The sequence below is a fragment of the Azoarcus indigens genome (genome assembly GCF_004361735.1).
Taxonomy (GTDB): domain Bacteria; phylum Pseudomonadota; class Gammaproteobacteria; order Burkholderiales; family Rhodocyclaceae; genus Azoarcus; species Azoarcus indigens.
This window is the reverse complement of the sequence record NZ_SNVV01000013.1, coordinates 1-17,143: the sequence shown is the minus strand read 5'-3', so window position 1 is coordinate 17,143 and position 17,143 is coordinate 1. Positions and strand designations below refer to the sequence as shown.

At 69.2% G+C, this 17,143-nt stretch carries 16 protein-coding genes; 5 read left to right on the top strand and 11 right to left on the bottom strand.

Going from position 1 to position 17,143, the window contains the following annotated elements:
• Nucleotides 1-129: 129 nt before the first annotated feature.
• The 11 genes from C7389_RS15155 to C7389_RS15105 form a co-directional block, all read right to left on the bottom strand.
• Nucleotides 130-1,584 carry an NAD-dependent succinate-semialdehyde dehydrogenase gene (locus tag C7389_RS15155; protein WP_133592946.1) on the bottom strand — a complete coding sequence of 485 codons (1,455 nt, stop codon included), beginning with the start codon at nucleotides 1,582-1,584 and terminating at the stop codon, nucleotides 130-132.
• 217 nt (nucleotides 1,585-1,801) lie between these two features.
• The gene (gene hpaI, locus C7389_RS15150) at nucleotides 1,802-2,605 is read right to left on the bottom strand and encodes a 4-hydroxy-2-oxoheptanedioate aldolase (protein WP_133592944.1); all 804 of its coding nucleotides are present in this window, start codon (nucleotides 2,603-2,605) and stop codon (nucleotides 1,802-1,804) included.
• 43 nt (nucleotides 2,606-2,648) lie between these two features.
• Nucleotides 2,649-3,452, bottom strand: coding sequence for a 2-oxo-hept-4-ene-1,7-dioate hydratase (hpaH, locus tag C7389_RS15145; protein ID WP_133592942.1), 804 nt, complete (start codon nucleotides 3,450-3,452; stop codon nucleotides 2,649-2,651).
• A 33-nt stretch (nucleotides 3,453-3,485) separates the two neighbouring features.
• Complete coding sequence (locus tag C7389_RS15140) at nucleotides 3,486-3,872, bottom strand: 5-carboxymethyl-2-hydroxymuconate Delta-isomerase (RefSeq protein ID WP_133592940.1); 387 nt, start codon at nucleotides 3,870-3,872, stop codon at nucleotides 3,486-3,488.
• Nucleotides 3,873-4,219: 347 nt separating this feature from the next.
• Nucleotides 4,220-5,068 (bottom strand): 3,4-dihydroxyphenylacetate 2,3-dioxygenase, encoded by an 849-nt coding sequence (hpaD, locus tag C7389_RS15135; RefSeq protein WP_133592938.1) that lies wholly within the window; start codon nucleotides 5,066-5,068, stop codon nucleotides 4,220-4,222.
• A 179-nt stretch (nucleotides 5,069-5,247) separates the two neighbouring features.
• On the bottom strand, nucleotides 5,248-6,708 hold the full coding sequence (gene hpaE, locus C7389_RS15130; protein WP_133592936.1) for a 5-carboxymethyl-2-hydroxymuconate semialdehyde dehydrogenase: 1,461 nt from the start codon (nucleotides 6,706-6,708) through the stop codon (nucleotides 5,248-5,250).
• Nucleotides 6,705-7,490 (bottom strand): fumarylacetoacetate hydrolase family protein, encoded by a 786-nt coding sequence (locus C7389_RS15125; RefSeq protein WP_133592934.1) that lies wholly within the window; start codon nucleotides 7,488-7,490, stop codon nucleotides 6,705-6,707. The genes hpaE and C7389_RS15125 overlap by 4 nt, the downstream gene beginning before the upstream one ends.
• Complete coding sequence (locus C7389_RS15120) at nucleotides 7,487-8,149, bottom strand: fumarylacetoacetate hydrolase family protein (RefSeq protein ID WP_162851749.1); 663 nt, start codon at nucleotides 8,147-8,149, stop codon at nucleotides 7,487-7,489. The genes C7389_RS15125 and C7389_RS15120 overlap by 4 nt, the downstream gene beginning before the upstream one ends.
• Nucleotides 8,150-8,162: 13 nt before the next feature.
• Complete coding sequence (locus C7389_RS15115; RefSeq protein WP_133592930.1) at nucleotides 8,163-9,491, bottom strand: TRAP transporter large permease; 1,329 nt, start codon at nucleotides 9,489-9,491, stop codon at nucleotides 8,163-8,165.
• On the bottom strand, nucleotides 9,488-10,063 hold the full coding sequence (locus tag C7389_RS15110) for a TRAP transporter small permease (protein WP_133592928.1): 576 nt from the start codon (nucleotides 10,061-10,063) through the stop codon (nucleotides 9,488-9,490). Before C7389_RS15110 ends, C7389_RS15115 begins: the two co-directional genes overlap by 4 nt.
• Before the next feature lie 24 nt (nucleotides 10,064-10,087).
• Entirely contained in the window at nucleotides 10,088-11,104 is a 1,017-nt protein-coding gene (locus C7389_RS15105) for a TRAP transporter substrate-binding protein (RefSeq protein ID WP_133592926.1), read from the bottom strand.
• A 182-nt stretch (nucleotides 11,105-11,286) separates the two neighbouring features.
• Between C7389_RS15105 and hpaR the strand changes: the two genes are divergently transcribed.
• The 5 genes from hpaR to C7389_RS15080 form a co-directional block, all read left to right on the top strand.
• Complete coding sequence (gene hpaR / locus C7389_RS15100; protein ID WP_133592924.1) at nucleotides 11,287-11,811, top strand: homoprotocatechuate degradation operon regulator HpaR; 525 nt, start codon at nucleotides 11,287-11,289, stop codon at nucleotides 11,809-11,811.
• A gap of 140 nt (nucleotides 11,812-11,951) precedes the next feature.
• Nucleotides 11,952-12,908, top strand: coding sequence for a helix-turn-helix domain-containing protein (locus C7389_RS15095; RefSeq protein ID WP_133592922.1), 957 nt, complete (start codon nucleotides 11,952-11,954; stop codon nucleotides 12,906-12,908).
• A gap of 201 nt (nucleotides 12,909-13,109) precedes the next feature.
• A complete protein-coding gene (locus C7389_RS15090; RefSeq protein ID WP_133592920.1) occupies nucleotides 13,110-13,970 on the top strand; it encodes an SMP-30/gluconolactonase/LRE family protein in 861 nt (286 codons plus the stop codon).
• A 92-nt stretch (nucleotides 13,971-14,062) separates the two neighbouring features.
• A complete protein-coding gene (locus C7389_RS15085) occupies nucleotides 14,063-16,147 on the top strand; it encodes an LTA synthase family protein (RefSeq protein ID WP_133592918.1) in 2,085 nt (694 codons plus the stop codon).
• 367 nt (nucleotides 16,148-16,514) lie between these two features.
• Nucleotides 16,515-17,143, top strand: a 629-nt coding sequence (locus C7389_RS15080; protein WP_281275390.1) for a type VI secretion system Vgr family protein, incomplete at its 3' end; no start/stop codon positions are given.

Sequence of the window (17,143 nt, the reverse complement as noted above, 5' to 3'; positions counted from 1 at the left end):
CGGACGCCGCCTGGATGGCGGCACCGCCTCACCGCAGCGGCATGTGCGGAAGCCGGCCACACGCCCCCTTCGAAACAAAGCGCCGCCGCCCGTCGATCCGTTGCGGCGGCGCTGCTTACTCGCGCCGGCTTACAGCCCGCCCATCGCCAGGTACTTGGTTTCCAGGTACTCGTCGATGCCGTGGCTGGAGCCTTCGCGGCCCAGGCCGGATTGCTTGATGCCGCCGAAGGGCGCCACCTCGGTGGAGATCAGGCCGGTGTTGATGCCCACCATGCCGTACTCCAGCTTGCCGGACACCCGCCACACCCGGCCGATGTCGCGGGAGTAGAAGTAGGCGGCGAGGCCGAACTCGGTGTCGTTGGCCAGGCGGATGGCCTCTTCCTCGGTGTCGAAGCGGAACAGCGGCGCCACCGGGCCGAAGATTTCCTCCTTCGCCACCCGCATCGCCGGCGTCACCTCGGCCAGGATGGAGGGCTCGTACCAGGTGCCGCCCAGCGCATGGCGCTTGCCGCCGGCCACCACCCGGGCGCCCTTGGCCAGCGCGTCGCCCACCAGTTCCTCGACCTTGGCCAGGGCGGCCTCGTCGATCAGGGGGCCCTGGGTCACGCCGTCGTCGAAGCCGTTGCCCACCTTCAGCTTCGCCACCGCGGCGGCCAGCTTTTCGGCGAAGGCGTCGTACACACCGGCCTGCACCAGCAGGCGGTTGGAGCAGACGCAGGTCTGGCCGGTGTTGCGGTACTTGGAGGCGATGGCGCCGGCCACCGCCGCGTCCAGGTCGGCATCGTCGAAGACGATGAAGGGCGCATTGCCGCCCAGTTCCAGCGACAGCTTCTTGATCGTCGGCGCGCACAGCTCCATCAGCAGGCGGCCGACCTCGGTGGAGCCGGTGAAGGTGAGCTTGCGCACCGTCGGGTTGGCGGTGAATTCGCCGCCGATGGCGCTGGCCTTGCCGGTGATGACGCTGAACACGCCCGCCGGCACGCCCGCCTCTTCCGCCAGCACCGCCAGCGCCAGCGCCGACAGCGGCGTCTGCTCCGCCGGCTTGACCACCATGGTGCAGCCGGCCGCCAGCGCCGGGCCGGCCTTGCGGGTGATCATCGCCGCCGGGAAGTTCCACGGCGTGACCGCCGCGCACACGCCCACCGGCTCGCGGGTGACGACGATGCGGGTGCCGGCCAGCGGCGAGGGCACCACCTCGCCGTAGGCACGCTTGCCTTCTTCGGCGAACCACTCGATGAAGGCGGCGGCGTAGGCGATCTCGCCGCGGGCCTCGGCCAGCGGCTTGCCCTGCTCGGCGGTCATCAGCCGGGCGAGGTCTTCCTGGTTGGCCATCATCAGTTCGAACCAGCGCCGCAGCACCTTGGCGCGTTCGGCGGCGGTGGTCTCGCGCCAGGCCGGCAGCGCGCGGTCGGCAGCCTCGATGGCGCGGCGGGTTTCGGCGGCGCCGCAGCGCGGCACGCTGGCGATGGTCTCGCCGGTGGCGGGGTCGGTGACCGGCACGGTCTCGCCCTCATCGGCGCCCACCCACTGGCCGGCGATGTAGCAGGCCTGGCGCAGCAGCGCCGGATTCTTCAGCTGGAGCATGGTGTTCTCCTTGTTACGGGCCGGCGCGCGGACTGGCGCCAGCAGATGGATCTGATGTTGTTCTTTGCCCCGCAAGCCCGGCCAGGCTCAGGCAGAAAGGGCCGGTCTGCCAGGCTGAGCGCCGCCGGAATACAGGGCTGGCAAGCCGGAGCACCGCCTGCCCGCTCCGGTGGCGCCAGGCTGGCGCCGCCGGCATGGGCACACACGCCCCTCCCGCTCAATAAGCCGCCCCCGCCGCCCCGCTCTCGCCCTTGAAGGACTGCGCCAGGCGCAGCGCGGCGTTGCGCAGCAACAGGGTATCGACGCCGACGGCGGCGAAACGTGCCCCTTTCTCACAATAGCCGCGGGCGGTGGCGGGGTCGGAGGCGAATACGCCGGCGGCCTTGCCGGCGGCGGCGATGCGGGCGAGCGCGTCTTCCACCGCGGCTTTCACCTCCGGGTGGCCGGGCTGGCCGAGGTAGCCGAGCGAGGCGGCGAGGTCGGAGGGGCCGACGAAGATGCCGTCCACGCCCTCCACCGCGGCGATGTCCTCGATGGCGGCGAGGCCGGCGCGGGATTCCACCTGCAGGATCAGGCAGACCTCTTCATCCGCGCGGGCGAAGTAGTCCGGCACGCCGTTCCAGCGCGCCGCCCGCGCCAGCGCGGTGCCGACGCCGCGGATGCCGGCCGGCGGGTAGCGGGTGGCGGCGACCAGGGCGCGGGCCTGCTCGCCGGATTCCACCATGGGCACCAGCAAGGTCTGGGCGCCGATGTCCAGCAGGCGCTTGATGGCGGCGGTGTTGTGGTCGGCGGTGCGCACCACCGGGCTCACCGGGTAGGCGGCCAGGGCCTGCAGCTGGGCGAGGACGGTGCGCAGCTCGTTGGGGCCGTGCTCGCCGTCCACCATCAGCCAGTCGTAGCCGGTGCCGGCGACGATCTCGGCGCTGTAGGGGTCGGCCAGGCCGAGGAACAGGCCGATCAGCGGCTGGCCATCGGTGGGCGCCGCCAGGGCGCGCTTGAAGCGGTTTTCGGGCATCTGCATGGGAGAACTCTCGCGAAGGCGGACGGGCTGGGCGCGCGGCGGCTCAGACGAAGCGGCAGGCGATGCAGCCCAGGGGGCCGTAGTCTACGTGGAAGGTGTCGCCGGCGCGCGCCGCCACCGGCCGGGTGAAGGAGCCGGCGAGGATGACCTGGCCGGGCTCCAGCGCGACGCCGTGGGGCGCGAACTTCTTCGCCAGCCAGGCGATGCCGTTGGCCGGGTGGTTGAGCACGCCGGCGGCCACGCCGGTCTCCTCGATGACGCCGTTGCGGTAGAGCAGCGCCGCCACCCAGCGCAGGTCCACATCCATCGGCTTCACCGCACGGCCGCCCATCACCAGGCCGGCGTTGGCGGCGTTGTCGGAGATGGTGTCCATGACGCGGCGCGGGCGCTTGCTGTCGGGGTCGATGCGGTGGCAGCGGGCGTCGATGATCTCGATCGCCGGAATCACGTAGTCGGTGGCGGAGAGCACGTCGAACACGCTGACGTCCGGCCCCTCCAGCCTGTCCTTGAGGATGAAGGCCAGCTCCACTTCCACCATCGGCAGGATGAAGCGCGACAGCGGGATGTCGGCGCCCTCGTGGAAGAACATGTCGTCCAGCAGGGTGCCGTAGTCCGGCTCGTCGATCTGGGAGGATTGCTGCATCGCCCGCGAGGTGAGGCCGATCTTGTGGCCCTTGATCGTGCGGCCCTCGGCCAGCTTCAGCCGTATGCCCTCGCGCTGCACCGCGTAGGCGTCGGCGATGGTGATCTCCGGATGGTCCAGCGAGGGCGCGCGCACCTGCTCGCGGGTCTTTTCGGCCTGGTGCAGCCGCAGCGCGACGGCGGCGATGGTCTCTTGGGGCAGCATGGTCTTGTCCTCTGATGTGGGGCGCCCGGCCGCTCAGGCCTTGCGGTAGCGGGCGTGGATGTTGTTGTGCTTCCAGGTGCCGGCCTCGGAGAACTCCTGCAGTTCCAGCGACAGCGCCAGGTAGCGGCGGTCGAAGAGCGCGGCGAAGTGGGCCTTCATCATGTCGAACAGCTCGTCGCCGGTCTTCTGCCGCGCCTCCGCGCTGCGGCCGGCGCCGATCTTGACGGTGGCATGGACGAAGGCGTCATCCGCGCTGCCGTCGGCGACGCAGAAGTCGGTGAGTTCGATGGCGCGCGAGCGGATGCCGCCGACCGGGAACACGCCCTGGGCGATCATCACCGCGTTGGCCTTTTTCAGCAGGCCGCGGAGGTCGCCCTCGGCGCGGAGGTTGGCGGAGTATTCGAAGATGAGGTGGGCCATGGTGCGGGAGTCCGTGGAAGGTGTTGGGGGGCGGCTTCGCAAGGTCGGGGGAAATGGGAGTGGAGGCGGTTCAGTCGGCGTTGGCTTTTAAGTCCCTCTTCCCTCGCGGGGGGTAGGCGGGAAAGCGAAGCACTGCTTCGCCCGCCAGAGCCCCCTGTTGCCTGCAGGCAACAGGGCCGGGGTGCGGAGCGGGGGTTGGAGAGAGGGGGACGGCCGTTCGGCACTCCAGGCCGGGTAAGCCCCTGCGGGGCGCCCCCTCTCCCCCCTCCTCCCCGCGAGGGGAGGAGGGGGAAAGGCGCCGGTGGCTCGGAGGGGTATTGCGTTTCAACTCGCCTCCCGCCTTCAGCTCAGACCGGAAACACCGCGTTGATCTGGCCGGTGCCGGAGCTGCCGAAGAAGGGGGTGACCACTTCCACCTTGCCGCGGTATGCGTCCCAGCCCAGCGCGCCCAGCAGCATCGCGGTGTCGTGCATGAAGCCTTCGCCGTGGCACTTGTCGGCGTACTCGGGGAGCATCGCGCAGAAGGTCTGCCAGTCGCCGCGCTGCCACATGTCCACCACCGCGTGGTCCATGGTCTCCAGGAAGGGGCTCCACATCTTGTGCATGAACTCTTCGGCGACGCCGTTCTGGGCGAAGCGGTGCGACAGCGAGCCGCTGGCGAAGAAGGCGACCTTGCCATCGTAGTGGGCTTCCACCGCCTTGCGCATGGCCGCGCCCAGGCGTACCGAGTCCGCCAGGTTATGCACGGTGCACAGCGCCGATACCGACACCACCTTGAAATGCTGATCGGCGTTCATGTAACGCATCGGCACCAGGGTGCCGTACTCCAGCGCCAGCGTGGTGGCATCGTGGGCGCGGGTATTCACGCCCTCGGCGGTGCACACCTCGGCCAGCAGCTTGCCCAGCGCCGGGTTGCCCGGGTAGGCGTAGGGCATGTTCTTGATGAAGTGCGGCAGCTCGTTGCTGGTGTAGATGCCTTCGAAGTGCGGCGCGCAGTTCACGTGGTAGCCGCTGTTCACCAGCCAGTGGGTGTCGAAGACGACGATGGTGTCCACACCGAGTTCGCGGCAGCGGCGGCCGATCTCGATGTGGCCGTCGATGGCGGGCTGGCGACAGCCCTTGTGCGGGCCGTCCAGCTCGGACAGATACATCGACGGCACGTGGGTGATCTTGGCGGCGAGGGCGAGTTTGCCCATGGTGTTCTCCTCTTGCGCTTTCCTGTGGTTATGGAACTCCGGGTCGCTCTCTGCCGGAGCCGGCGGCGGGCCGCGTTCTGTGCGCGCTCGGCCGCCGTGTTGCTGTTGTTTCCCTGCCGGGCCGTCAAACCACCGTCCGCAGGGGGACGGTGGCGGTGATGCAGCGACTCACAGGCCCCTCACACGCCCCACCTTGGAATCGGGTGGCTGCCATACGAAATCGCCACGTTCTTGGCCTCGCAGAACACTTCGTAGCTGTAGTGGTTGCCCTCGCGGCCGGTGCCGGAGGCCTTGGTACCGCCGAAGGGCTGCCGCAGGTCGCGCACGTTCTGGCTGTTGACGAAGGTCATGCCAGCCTCGATGGCCTTGGCCATGCGCAGCACGCGGCCGGTGTTCTCGGTCCACAGGTAGGAGGACAGACCGTAGGGGGTGTCGTTGGCGATGCGCACCGCCTCTTCCTCGGTCTTGAACGGGATCAGGCACGGCACCGGGCCAAAGATCTCGTCCTGGGCGATGGTCATGCGGTTATCCACGTCGGCGAACACTGTGGGCTGCACCCAGTTGCCGCCGGCCAGGTGCGCCGCCACCTCCGGTTTGCCGCCGCCCAGCACCAGGCGGGCGCCCTCTTCCTGGCCGAGCTCGATGTAGCGCGTGACCTTCTCGTAGTGGCCGCGGCTGATCATCGGGCCAATGATGGTGTTGGGGTCCAGCGGGTCGCCCACCGTCAGCTTGGCCGCGCGGGCGGCAAAGTCGGCGACGAAGCGCTCGTAGATGCTGTGCTGGACGATGATGCGGCTGCCGGCGGTGCAGCGTTCGCCGTTGTTGGAGAAGATCATGAACAGCGCGGCATCCAACGCGCGTTCGTAGTCAGCATCGTCGAAGATCACGAAGGGCGACTTGCCGCCCAGCTCCATCGAGAACTTCTTCAGCCCGGCGGACTTGACGATGCGGTTGCCGGTGACGGTGGAGCCGGTGAAGGAGATGGCGCGCACGTCCGGGTGGCTGACCAGCGCCTCGCCGGCGGTGTGGCCGTAGCCGTGCACCAGGTTGAACACGCCCGGCGGAATGCCGGCCTCCAGCACCAGCTGCGCGAGGCGCGTGGCGGTGAGCGGCGAGAGTTCCGACATCTTCATCACCGCGGTGTTGCCGAAGGCCAGGCAGGGCGCGGTCTTCCAGGTGGCCGTCATGAAGGGCACGTTCCACGGCGAGATCAGCGCCACCACGCCCACCGGCTGCCACAGAGTGTAGTTGAGGTGGCCGGTGTCGGAATCGTAGGTTTCGCCGTGCTGGTGCTGGATGAGTTCGGCGAAGTAGTAGAAGTTGTCCGCCGCACGCGGGATCAGCGCCTTCTTGGTCTGGCCGATGACCTGGCCGCAGTCGCGCGTTTCCAGCTCTGCCAGCTCCGGCACATGGGCGGCGATGAGGTCGCCCAGGCGGCGCAGCAGGCGGGCGCGCTCCTTCACCGGGGTGGCGGCCCAGGCGGGGAAGGCGGCCTTGGCGGCGGCCACCGCGGCGTTCACTTCGTCCTGGCCGCCGCTGGCGACGCGGGCGAGCACTTCGCCGGTGGCGGGGTTGAGGGTGTCGAAGGTCTCGGCGCTGCCGACTTCGCGGCCGCCGATGAGGTGTTGAATCGTGCTCATTGTGCGTGTGCTCCCTGGCCGGCGGCGCCGAACCAGCCGGCGTCGTCCACGATGGTGTTGGTGAGGCAGCCTATGCCCTCGATCTCGGTGTCGACCACGTCGCCGGCCTTGACGTCGGCCAGCCCTTCCGGCGTGCCGGTGAGGATGAGGTCGCCGGGCGAGAGCGTCATGAAGGACGACAGGTATTCGATCAGCGTCGGCACGTCGAAGATCATGTCGGCGGTCGTGCCTTGCTGGGTGGTGACGCCGTTCACCCGGGTGGTGAGGCGCAGCGCCATCGGGTCCGGCACGTCGGCGCGGTCCACAAGCCAGGGGCCGAGCGGCGTGCAGGCGTCGCGGTTCTTCACCCGCAGGTTGGGGCGGTACCAGTTTTCGAGGTAGTCGCGGATGGCGTAGTCGTTGGCGACGGTGTAGCCGGCGACATGGTCGTAGGCATCCGCCTTGGAAATCCGGTAGCCGGCCTTGCCGATCACCACCGCCAGCTCGCACTCGTAGTGCATGTAGGTGGCGTCCGCCGGGCGGCGGCTGAAGCTGCGGTGGCCGGTGAAGGCGTTCGGCCCCTTGAGGAAGACCAGCGGCGCTTCCGGCGCCTTGAAGGCCAGCTCCTTGGCGTGGTCGGCGTAATTGAGGCCGAGGGCGAACACGGTGCGCGGCTGCACCGGCGGCAGCCAGGTGACTTCCGCCTGGCCGACGATGCGGCCATCGGCCAGCCGCAGCTGGTCCGCACCGTGAGGCCGCGCCTCGTGGATGCCGCCCTGCCAGGCGATGCGTGCGCGCTTCATCGTGCTTCCTCCGCAATGCTGAATGCCAGCGCGCCCAGCGCGCCGCCGTCGATGCGCACCTTCGTGCCGGGCGCAGCCTGCGGCGACTGGTATTCCACGCCGACCAGCAGCACGTCGCCGGTGTGCAGGGTCATGAACTCGGACACGTCGGCGATCAGCTGCGGCACGTCGCGCAGCAGGTCCGCCAGCGTGCGCTCGGCCACCGGCAGGCCATCGAAGAAGGTGTGCAGCGTGAGGTGGGCCAGCGTGCCCGCCTCCGCCACCGGCACCACCCGGGCGGCGACCGGGCAGGCGCCGTCGAAGCACTTCTCACGGATCGCTGGCCGGTAGTAGCTGGCGTGCGGCAGGCTGAGGTCGGCCACCAGCAGGTAGCCGGCCACCGTCTCCAGCGCATCGGCCGGCGTGCGGCGCGCCGCCGGCGCGCCGAAGACGATGCCGACGGTGGCCGCCACTTCCACCCGCGCCTCGCCCTGCGGCAGGCGCACCGCGGCGCCCTCGGCCGCCAGGGTATTGGCCGGCTTGATGTAGAGCACCGGCGCCCTGGGTGCGCCCTTGTAGGGCGCTTCAGCGGCAGCGGCACCCAGGCGGGCCACCGAGACGCGGTCGTTCATCACCACGCCGTACACCGTGCCGGCCAGCGGCAGGGGTTTGCTTGTCATCGTGTGTGTCTCCTCAACCCAGTGCATGCACCAGCCACAGCGCGAGGCCAGGCACGAACACCAGCAGGATGATGCGCGCGAAGTCGGAGGCCAGGAAAGGCATCACCCCCAGGGCGGTGTCCTTCATCGGCACGTCGCGCGCCAGCTTGTTGATCACATAGAGGTTCATGCCCACCGGCGGATGCACCAGGCCGATCTCCACCACCATCAGCGCCAGGATGCCGAACCAGATGGACTTGTCCGCCTGGCTCATGCCGAAGAAATCCAGGCCCATGATCATCGGGTAGAAGATGGGAATGGTGAGCAGGATCATCGCCAGCGAATCCATCACGCAGCCCAGCAGCACGTAGATGGCCAGCACCGCGAACAGGATGGCCAGCGGCGGCATGCCGGAATCGCGCGCCCAGTTGGCCAGCTCGGTGGGCATCTGCGACAGCGCCAGCGCCGAATTCAGCAGATCGGCGCCGATCAGCACCATGAAGATCATCGCAGTGGCGTGAGCGGTGCCGAGAATGCTCGCCGACAAGCCCTTCCAGCGCATGCCGCCGGTGACGAAGGCAAGCACGCCGCAGGCTGCCGCGCCGATGGAGGCCGCTTCGGTGGGATTGGCCCAGCCGCCGTAGATGCCGACGATGACCACCAGGAACACCAGCAGCACCGGGATGATGCCGACCTGCGCCTTGATCATCTCGGCCACGCTGGCCTTCTCCCCGGCCGGGCCGGCTTCCGGGTTGCGGCTGACGATGATGCGGATGACGAGGATGTAGCCCAGCGCGGCGACGATGCCGGGAATGACCGCGGCGACGAACAGCTTGCCGATGGACTCCTGCGTCAGCACCGCATAGATCACCAGCGGTACCGACGGCGGAATCAGGATGCCCAGCGTGCCGCTGGCCGCCAGCGTGGCGGTGGCGAGCTTGCCGGAATAGCCGCGCTCGCGCAGTTCCGGCAGCGCCACCTGGCCCATGGTGGCGGCGGTGGCCAGCGAGGAGCCGCAGATGGCGCCAAAGGCAGCGCAGGCGGCGGTGGAAGCCATCGCCATGCCGCCCTTCCAGTGGCCGATCAGCGTGCCGGCGGCACGGAACAACGCCTTGGACAGGCCGCCGTGGGTGGCGAACTGGCCCATCAGGATGAAGAGCGGGATCACCGCCAGGTCGTAGTTGGAAAGCCGGGCATAGACCAGGTTGTTCAGCGTGTACAGCAGACCGTCCGCCATGCCGCTGTTCATCACCAGGTAGATGCCGGCACCGGCGATGAACATCGCCATGGTGATGTGGATGCGCACCGACAGCATCGCCATCAGCGCGCCGAAGCCCAGTAGGCCGACCGCAGTGCCGCTCATTTGGCCACCTCCGGCCGGGCAGCCCGTTCCAGCCCGCTGGCCAACGGCATCGCCTGGCGGCAAAAGAAGGCGCTGGCCGCGCGGTAGAAAGCGCACAGCGAAGTCAGCGCCAGGCTGGGCACCAGCGCCGCCACCGGAATCCACACCGGCAGCGATACCAGCGTGGTCACCTCGCCCGCCTCATGGATGGAGATGGCCGACAGCGCGGTGCGCCAGGCCAGCACCGCCACCGCGATGGCGAGGATGAGGTCGGCGCTGCCGTCCATCCAGCGCTTGCGCGCGGCCGGCAGGTGCTCGGTGAAGAAATCCACCTTCAGGTTCTCGCCCATCAGCGCGCAGTACGGCAGGAAGGCGGCAGCCGCGACCGCGGTGCCCGCCTGCATCAGCTCGATGTCGCCGTTCACCGAGCCAAAGCCCAGCTTGCGGCCGACGATGGACACCAGCGACATCGCCATCAGGCCGAGAAAGAGTGCACCGCCGGCGTAAGCCAGCAGCCTGCAGATCCCGCTCAGCGCGGCCTCCACCGCGCCGCGCTGCCGCAACTCGGGCGGCAGCCCCATGGGTTCGTTCATGGCTGTCTCCTCCGTGCTTTCTTGTTATTGGCCGCTGGCCAGCGCGCGGGCAGCATCGGCCAGCTTTCGGCCATCCACGCCCTTGGCGCTCACCTGCTTCACCCACTCTTCTTCAACCGGCTGGGCGGCCTTCTTCATCGCTTCCAGGTCGGCGTCGGAGAGTTGCACCACCGCGTTGCCGTGGCTCGCCACCTTGGCGCGGGTGGCGGTGGCCACCTCGTCCCACACGCGGCCGAAGTTCGCCACCAGCGCGGCGCCGCTGTGCTTGTCCACCACCGCCTTGAGATCGGCCGGCAGGCTGTCGTACTTCTGCTTGTTCATCAGCAGCGCCAGCACCGTGGTGGAGGGATAGGGCTTGCCCGCCGCCGGCTGGGCGTGGAACTTGGCCACTTCGTCCAGCTTGGTCGGCAGCACCACTTCCCAGGCGCCCATGGCGCCATCCACCACGCCCTTGGCGATAGCCTCGGTGACCTGCGCCGGCGGCATCGCCACCGGTTCGCCGCCGAGCGCGGCCAGGGTCTTGGAGGCCATGCGGGTGGGCGCGCGCAGCTTCAGGCCGGCGATGTCCGCCAGGCCCTTCACCGGCTTCTTCGCGGTATGCAGCGCCACACCACCATCCACGTGCACCGCCAGCACCTTGTAGGCGTCGAATTCCGCCTTGGCGTACTGCTCGTAGTAGGACCAGGCCGCGCGGCTGCCGCTGCTGGCGTCGGAGACGACGAAGGGCAGTTCCAGCGCCTCGACCAGCGGGAAGCGGCCGGCGGAGTAGCCGGGCGCGGTCCACACCACGTCGGCCACGCCGTTCTTCACCTGGTCGGCGAGCTGGGCGGGGGTGCCGCCGAGCTGCATCGCCGGGAAGAACTGGCACTTTATGCGGCCGCCGGAATCCTTGGCCAGCGCATCGCACCAGGGCTGCATCACCTGCTGCTGGGCCGGCGCCACCGAGGGCAGGAAATGGGCGATCTTGAGGGTCACCTCCTGCGCGAACGCGGGCAGGGACAACACGCAGGCGGACGCCGCGACCAACAGGCGCTTGTTCATCTCTTCTCCTCTCTCCTGACACGTGCCTGGGCGGCACGATTACTTAATATGTTAGCAATTTGATCACTAAGATATTAGTGAGTCAACTGCTAGAATCGAGGCCAAGGAGATTTATGATGAATGACCGCATTCCCCGCAGCGCGGCCCGCAAAGCCGCAGCAGAGACAGGACAAGGCAACCCAATGAGCGCCCCCATCGCCCACCGCAACCTGCCGCAGTTGCTGCTGAAAGCACGCGAAACCCTGCTCGCCCACTTCCGCCCGATCATCACCCACTTCGGTCTCACCGAGCAGCAGTGGCGGGTGATGCGCACGCTGAGCGAACAGGGCGAGATGGAGCCGCGGCAGATCTGCGAAGCCTGTCAGATCCTCAGCCCCAGCCTCACCGGCGTGCTGCTGCGCATGGAGGAACTCGGCCTGGTGGAGCGCCGCCGGGTGCCGGAAGACCAGCGCCGCATGCTGGTCAGCCTCACCGCCCGCAGCCTGGACATCATCGGGCGCATGGCGCCGCTGATCGAACAGCAGTACCGCCGGCTGGAAGAAGCGGTGGGCAAGCCGCTGCTGGACGAAACCTACGCCCAGCTCGACCGCCTGCTCTCCACCCGGCTGGACGCGGTAGCCACGGTGGAGCTGCCGCCCTGTGACGCGCCGATGAGCGCCCCGGCCCGCCGGCGCAAGGCGGCGAACGAGGACGAAGCACGCGACTGAACTCCCCGCGGTTCCGCTGCAGCGCGCAATGAAAACGCCCCGCGCACAGGGCTGCCGAAAAGCCGGCCAAGGGCTTAAGCTTGGCGACCGCAAAGAAAAAACAAGCGCGCGGCAAAGACCGCGACGCAAGGAGACAGAGCATGGACTTCCCCCGACCGGAGGCAGCAGCCGGCACGTCCGGCGTCGCCGTCAACTCCCCAGCCCGCTGGGCCGATCTCGTCAACACCCGCTTCCTGCCGCTGGAGGTTCAGCCGCGCCGGCGCGACCGCTTCCGCGCCCAGCTCGACGTGGTGGCCGGTGAATCCGCGCTGCTCGCGCTGGTGCAGTCCGACGCCCATCGGGTGGAGCGCACCGCTCACCACGCCGCCCACGCCGAGCGCGGCTGGTTCAAGGCGCTGTGGCAGATCGACGGCCGCAGCGAAATCGCCCAGGGTCGCAACCGGGCAAGCCTGCAGGCCGGCGACTGGACGGTGTACGACACCGCCCTGCCCTACCGGGTGGACATCGACGACGGCGCCCGCTTCGCCGTGCTCCTGCTGCCGCACGAGCGCTGCCCCGAATGGCGAGGCGTGGCCGACCACCTGTGCGGCGCCGCGCTGCAGGCGGACGCCGCCTCCCGCGGCGCCCTCTACGCCCTGCTCTCCCTCGCCGGCAATGCCGCGCCCGAGGGGCTGCGCGGTGCGGATGCGGTGGTCGACGCCGCCACCCAGCTGCTATCGCTCTCCCTGCTGCAACAGGCCGCCACCCGCGCCGCCGGGGACCGCGGCGGCCGCCGCCTCGCCGAAGCCCGCCGCCATGTGCTGGACCACCTGGATGACCCCGCCCTCGGCCCCGACAGCCTCGCCGCCGCCCTGCACGTTTCCCGCCGCTCCCTCTTCCTGCTGTTCCGCGACCACGGCCTCACCCCGGCCGGCTTCATCCTCGACACCCGCCTGGAACGCTGCCGCGCCGCCTTGGCGGACCCCGCCCGGCAACACCGCACCATCACCGACATCGCCCTGGACCACGGCTTCACCGACAACGCCCAGTTCAGCCGCGCCTTCAAGAGCCGCTACGGCGTAGCGCCGCAAACCTGGCGGCGGGGGCTGTCGGAGTAGGCCAGAACGCAGCAGCCCGTAGCCACAAGGCGGCTGCTTCAGCCCAGCCGCCCGAATTACCAGCACGCCGGCGTTCCCCCCCTCTCCCGCAAAAGGAGAGGGGCGCCCCTCCTCCCCCATCCAACGAAATTTTCACAAGCCCTGGGGAATACTCCTGCCGCGGGAGTGGAAAGAAAGCTGCCGCGCTTGCCGGAGCCTTCCATGCGCCTGCCTCGTAAACCCCTGAACTGGCTGCTCATCGCCGCCGCCGTGCTGGTCTTTCCGCCGCTGGGGCTGGCCGGCTGGAAGCACCTCTATCCGACGGTGACCGGCGACGGCTGGCAGTCGCGCGTCTACGCCGACGAGATTGAACGCGTCAGCGCCCTGATACGCGACACCGACGGTGTGCTGCTGGCCTCGCAGGAATACCTGCACGGCAAAGGCACGGTGCTGCGGCTCACCGCCGACGGCAAGCGCACCGCCATCGTCACCGGCCTGTACAAGCCGGACGGTTTCGCCAGCTATCGCGGCGGCATCGCCATCGGCCAGGAAAACGACGGCAAGGAACTGCTGTGGCTGCATGAGGGCAAGACCGAGCCGCTGTTCACCGGCAACAGCATCGAAGGCGTCGCCAGCGACGGCAAACTGCTCTACGCCATCGAGGACCGCGACGACGGCCGCCTGCTGCGCTACGACGCCACCACCGGCAAGGTCGAGGTGCTGCGCGAGCACCTGCAGCAAGCCGAAGCCATCGCCGTCTGCCCGGATGGCCGCCTGCTCTACACCGAGAAAAAGAAGGGCCATGTGAAGCAATGGCAGGCCAGGGGCGAGGACAACACGCTGGTCGGCGGCCTCAACGAACCCGGCTTCCTGCTGTGCGATACCAAAGGCGTGTGGATCACCGAGGACACCACCCACATGGCCCGCCTGCTGCTGCTCAAGCCGGACGGCGAGCTGGAGACGGTGCTCAGCCACCTGCGCTCGGCGCAGACCATCCTGCCCGAAGGCCACGGCCACTACCTGCTGGCCGAACAGGGCCGCAACCGCATCCTCGAAATCGCGCCGGCAGACGACGCCTCCTGAGGCGCCCGCCAGGCCCGCTACCCCGCGTCACCCCGGGGCGGCCGAGCCAACTCCCCACCCGATCCGCCCCTCACCCTCCGCCCGCTTCCTCCATGCCGCTCAACGCCCCCCAGACCAACGACACAGCCGCGCCCGCCCCCCTTTCCCCGCAGCGCCGCAGCCCCCTCCACAGCCACCTCCGCTTCACCCTGCAATCCGGCCTGGTTCTGCTGCTGCTATTCACCCTGCTGCGGGTGGCCTTGCTGATCTACAACCGGGAGCAGATCGGCCACGCCTCGCTGCCCACAGTGATGGAGGCCTTCCTCAACGGCCTGCGTTTCGATCTGCGGCTGGTGGCCTATCTGCTGCTGCCGCTGGTGCTGGCCACCGTCTCGCTGCGCAGCATGGCCGCGCGGCGGCCGCTGCGCTGGTGGCTCACCGCCAGTGCCAGCCTCTGCCTGTTGCTGGGGGTGATGGAACTGGACTTCTACCGCGAATTCCACCAACGGCTGAACGGCCTCGTCTTCCAGTACATGGCGGAGGACCCGAAGACGGTGCTAAGCATGATCTGGTACGGCTTCCCGGTAGCGCGCTACCTGCTCGGCTGGGCGCTGCTGAGCTGGCTGCTGGCACAGGCCTTCGCTGCGCTGGACTACCTCAACCCCATCGCCGCCGCAGACAAGCCCGGCCACAACAGCGCCCCCGCCATCCGCCGCGCCGCCGCGCTGCTGCTGTGCCTGTTCGCCACCGTGGTCGCCGCCCGCGGCACCCTGCGCCAGGGCAGCCCGCCGCTGCGCTGGGGCGACGCCTACACCACCGACTCCATGTTCGCCAACCAGCTCGGCCTCAACGGCACGCTGACGCTGATCGCCGCCGCCCAGAGCCGCATGTCCGAACAGCGCGACAAGATCTTCCACGGCAGCCTGCCGCCGGACGAAGCCAAGGACATCACCCGCGGCCTGCTGCTGACGCCTGCCGACACCCTGGTGGATGCCGGCACCGCGCCGGTGCGGCGCGACGACCATCCGCCCGCCGACACCGCGCTGCCGGAAGTGCGCAACGTGGTCGTCATCCTGATGGAGAGCTTCGCCGGCCACTACGTCGGCGCCCTCGGCAGCCGCGACGCCATCACCCCGGCCTTCGACGCCCTGGCGAAGGAAGGCCTGCTGTTCACCCGCTTCTTCTCCAACGGCACCCATACCCACCAGGGCATGTTCGCCACCATGGCCTGCTTCCCCAACCTGCCCGGCTTCGAATACCTGATGCAAACGCCGGAAGGCGGCCACAAGTTCTCCGGCCTGCCGCAGCTGCTGAGCCCGCGCGGCTACCGCGACCTCTACGTTTACAACGGCGACTTCGCCTGGGACAACCAGTCCGGCTTCTTCAGCAACCAGGGCATGACCACCTTCATCGGCCGCGCCGACTACGACAACCCGGTGTTCTCCGACCCCACCTGGGGCGTCTCCGACCAGGACATGTTCGATCGCGCCGCCCAGGAGCTGGCCCGGCTGCCCGCCGACAAACCCTTCTACGCCCTGCTGCAGACGCTCTCCAACCACACGCCCTACGCCCTGCCCAAGGAACTGCCGGTGGAGAAGGTGAGCGGCCATGGCTCGCTGGACGAACACCTCACCGCCATGCGCTACGCCGACTGGGCGCTGGGCCGCTTCTTCGAACAGGCGCGCAGGTCGCCCTACTACAAGCACACCCTGTTCGTCGTCGTCGGCGACCACGGCTTCGGCAGCCCGGAACAGCTCACCGAGATGGACCTGCACCGCTTCAACGTGCCGCTGCTGCTCATCGCCCCCGGCCTTCAGGAACGCTTCGGCAGCACCCGCGACACCGTCGGCACCCAGGTAGACATCGTGCCCACCATCGCCGGCCGCCTCGGCGACACCCGCCACCAGTGCTGGGGCCGCGACCTGCTGGCGCTACCGGCGGACGACCCCGGCTTCGGCATCATCAAGCCCTCCGGCAGCGACCAGACGGTGGCCATCGTCCGCGGCGACCACATCCTGGTTCAGCCCAAGGGCCTGCCGGTGCGCGAGTACGCCTACCGCCTCGGCGCCAACCCCGCCAGCCAGCGCCTGGAAGGTGCCGCCGACGAAGCCGAACTGAAACGCCAGCTGGACGCCTACATCCAGACCGCCACCGCCGCCCTGCTGGAGAACACCGCCGGCGTGGCCGATGCGCGATGACAGCTGAAAAGCGCGTCCGGATACTCCAGCGATTTCGATGCCGGGCCGTGGCTGACACAGTGCAGCCCGGCTGCTCTCACCAGATGAACACGGTCCGGCGGCGGCGAACCTGTTGCAGCCGCATTAGGGCCAGGCGCAGACGCGCTGCGTACCAACGGCGCATCCACCACCTTCTCCCGAACGGAAAAACCCGATCAAGGCCACCGGTGGTCCAGCCAGCGCCTTCCTCAAGGCCGGGCCGGACAACCTTATTGTCATATCCTGTAACACGCATTATGATTTTTGCATTGCCGCCATAGCAGTTCCCAGCGCAGCGCCCTCCCGGCGCGCCCTCCAGCCCCCCGCGCGGCCTGCAAGGACCGCCCCCATGCCCCACCAGTCCGCCCTGCGCTTCACCGTCACCCTCGGTGACACCGCCTTCGAGGTCATCGAATTCACCCTCGACGAAGGCCTCTCCCAGGGCGACCGCCTGGAACTCGAACTCGCCAGCCCCGACCCCGCCCTCGACTTCGCCACCCTCCTCGACGCCCCCGCCCACTTCACCCTCTGGCACGCCGGCACCCCCCTGCGCCACCTCTGGGGCCAGGTCTCCACCTTCGAACAGGCCGACACCGGCTTTCGCCGCACCCGCTACCGCGCCCTGGTCGAACCCCGCCTCGCCCGCCTCTCGCTCTGTGCCAACTGGCGCATCTTCCAGCACCAGACCGTGCCCGCGATCCTCCAGCGCCTGCTCGCCGGCCACGGCCTCAGCGCCTACGCCCAGCACCTCACCGAGCCCCACCTGCCCCGCGAGTACTGCGTGCAGGCCGGCGACACCGACCTCGACTTCCTCCTGCGCCTGGCCGCCGAAGAGGGCCTCTTCCACCGCTTCGACCACCACGCCGACGGCTGCACCCTCCTCCACGGCGACAGCCTCCAGGGCCAGGGCGGGATCGAGGGCGGGCCCGTCCTCTACAACGCCACCGCCGGCGGCGACCCCGCCGGCCCGGCGCTGCG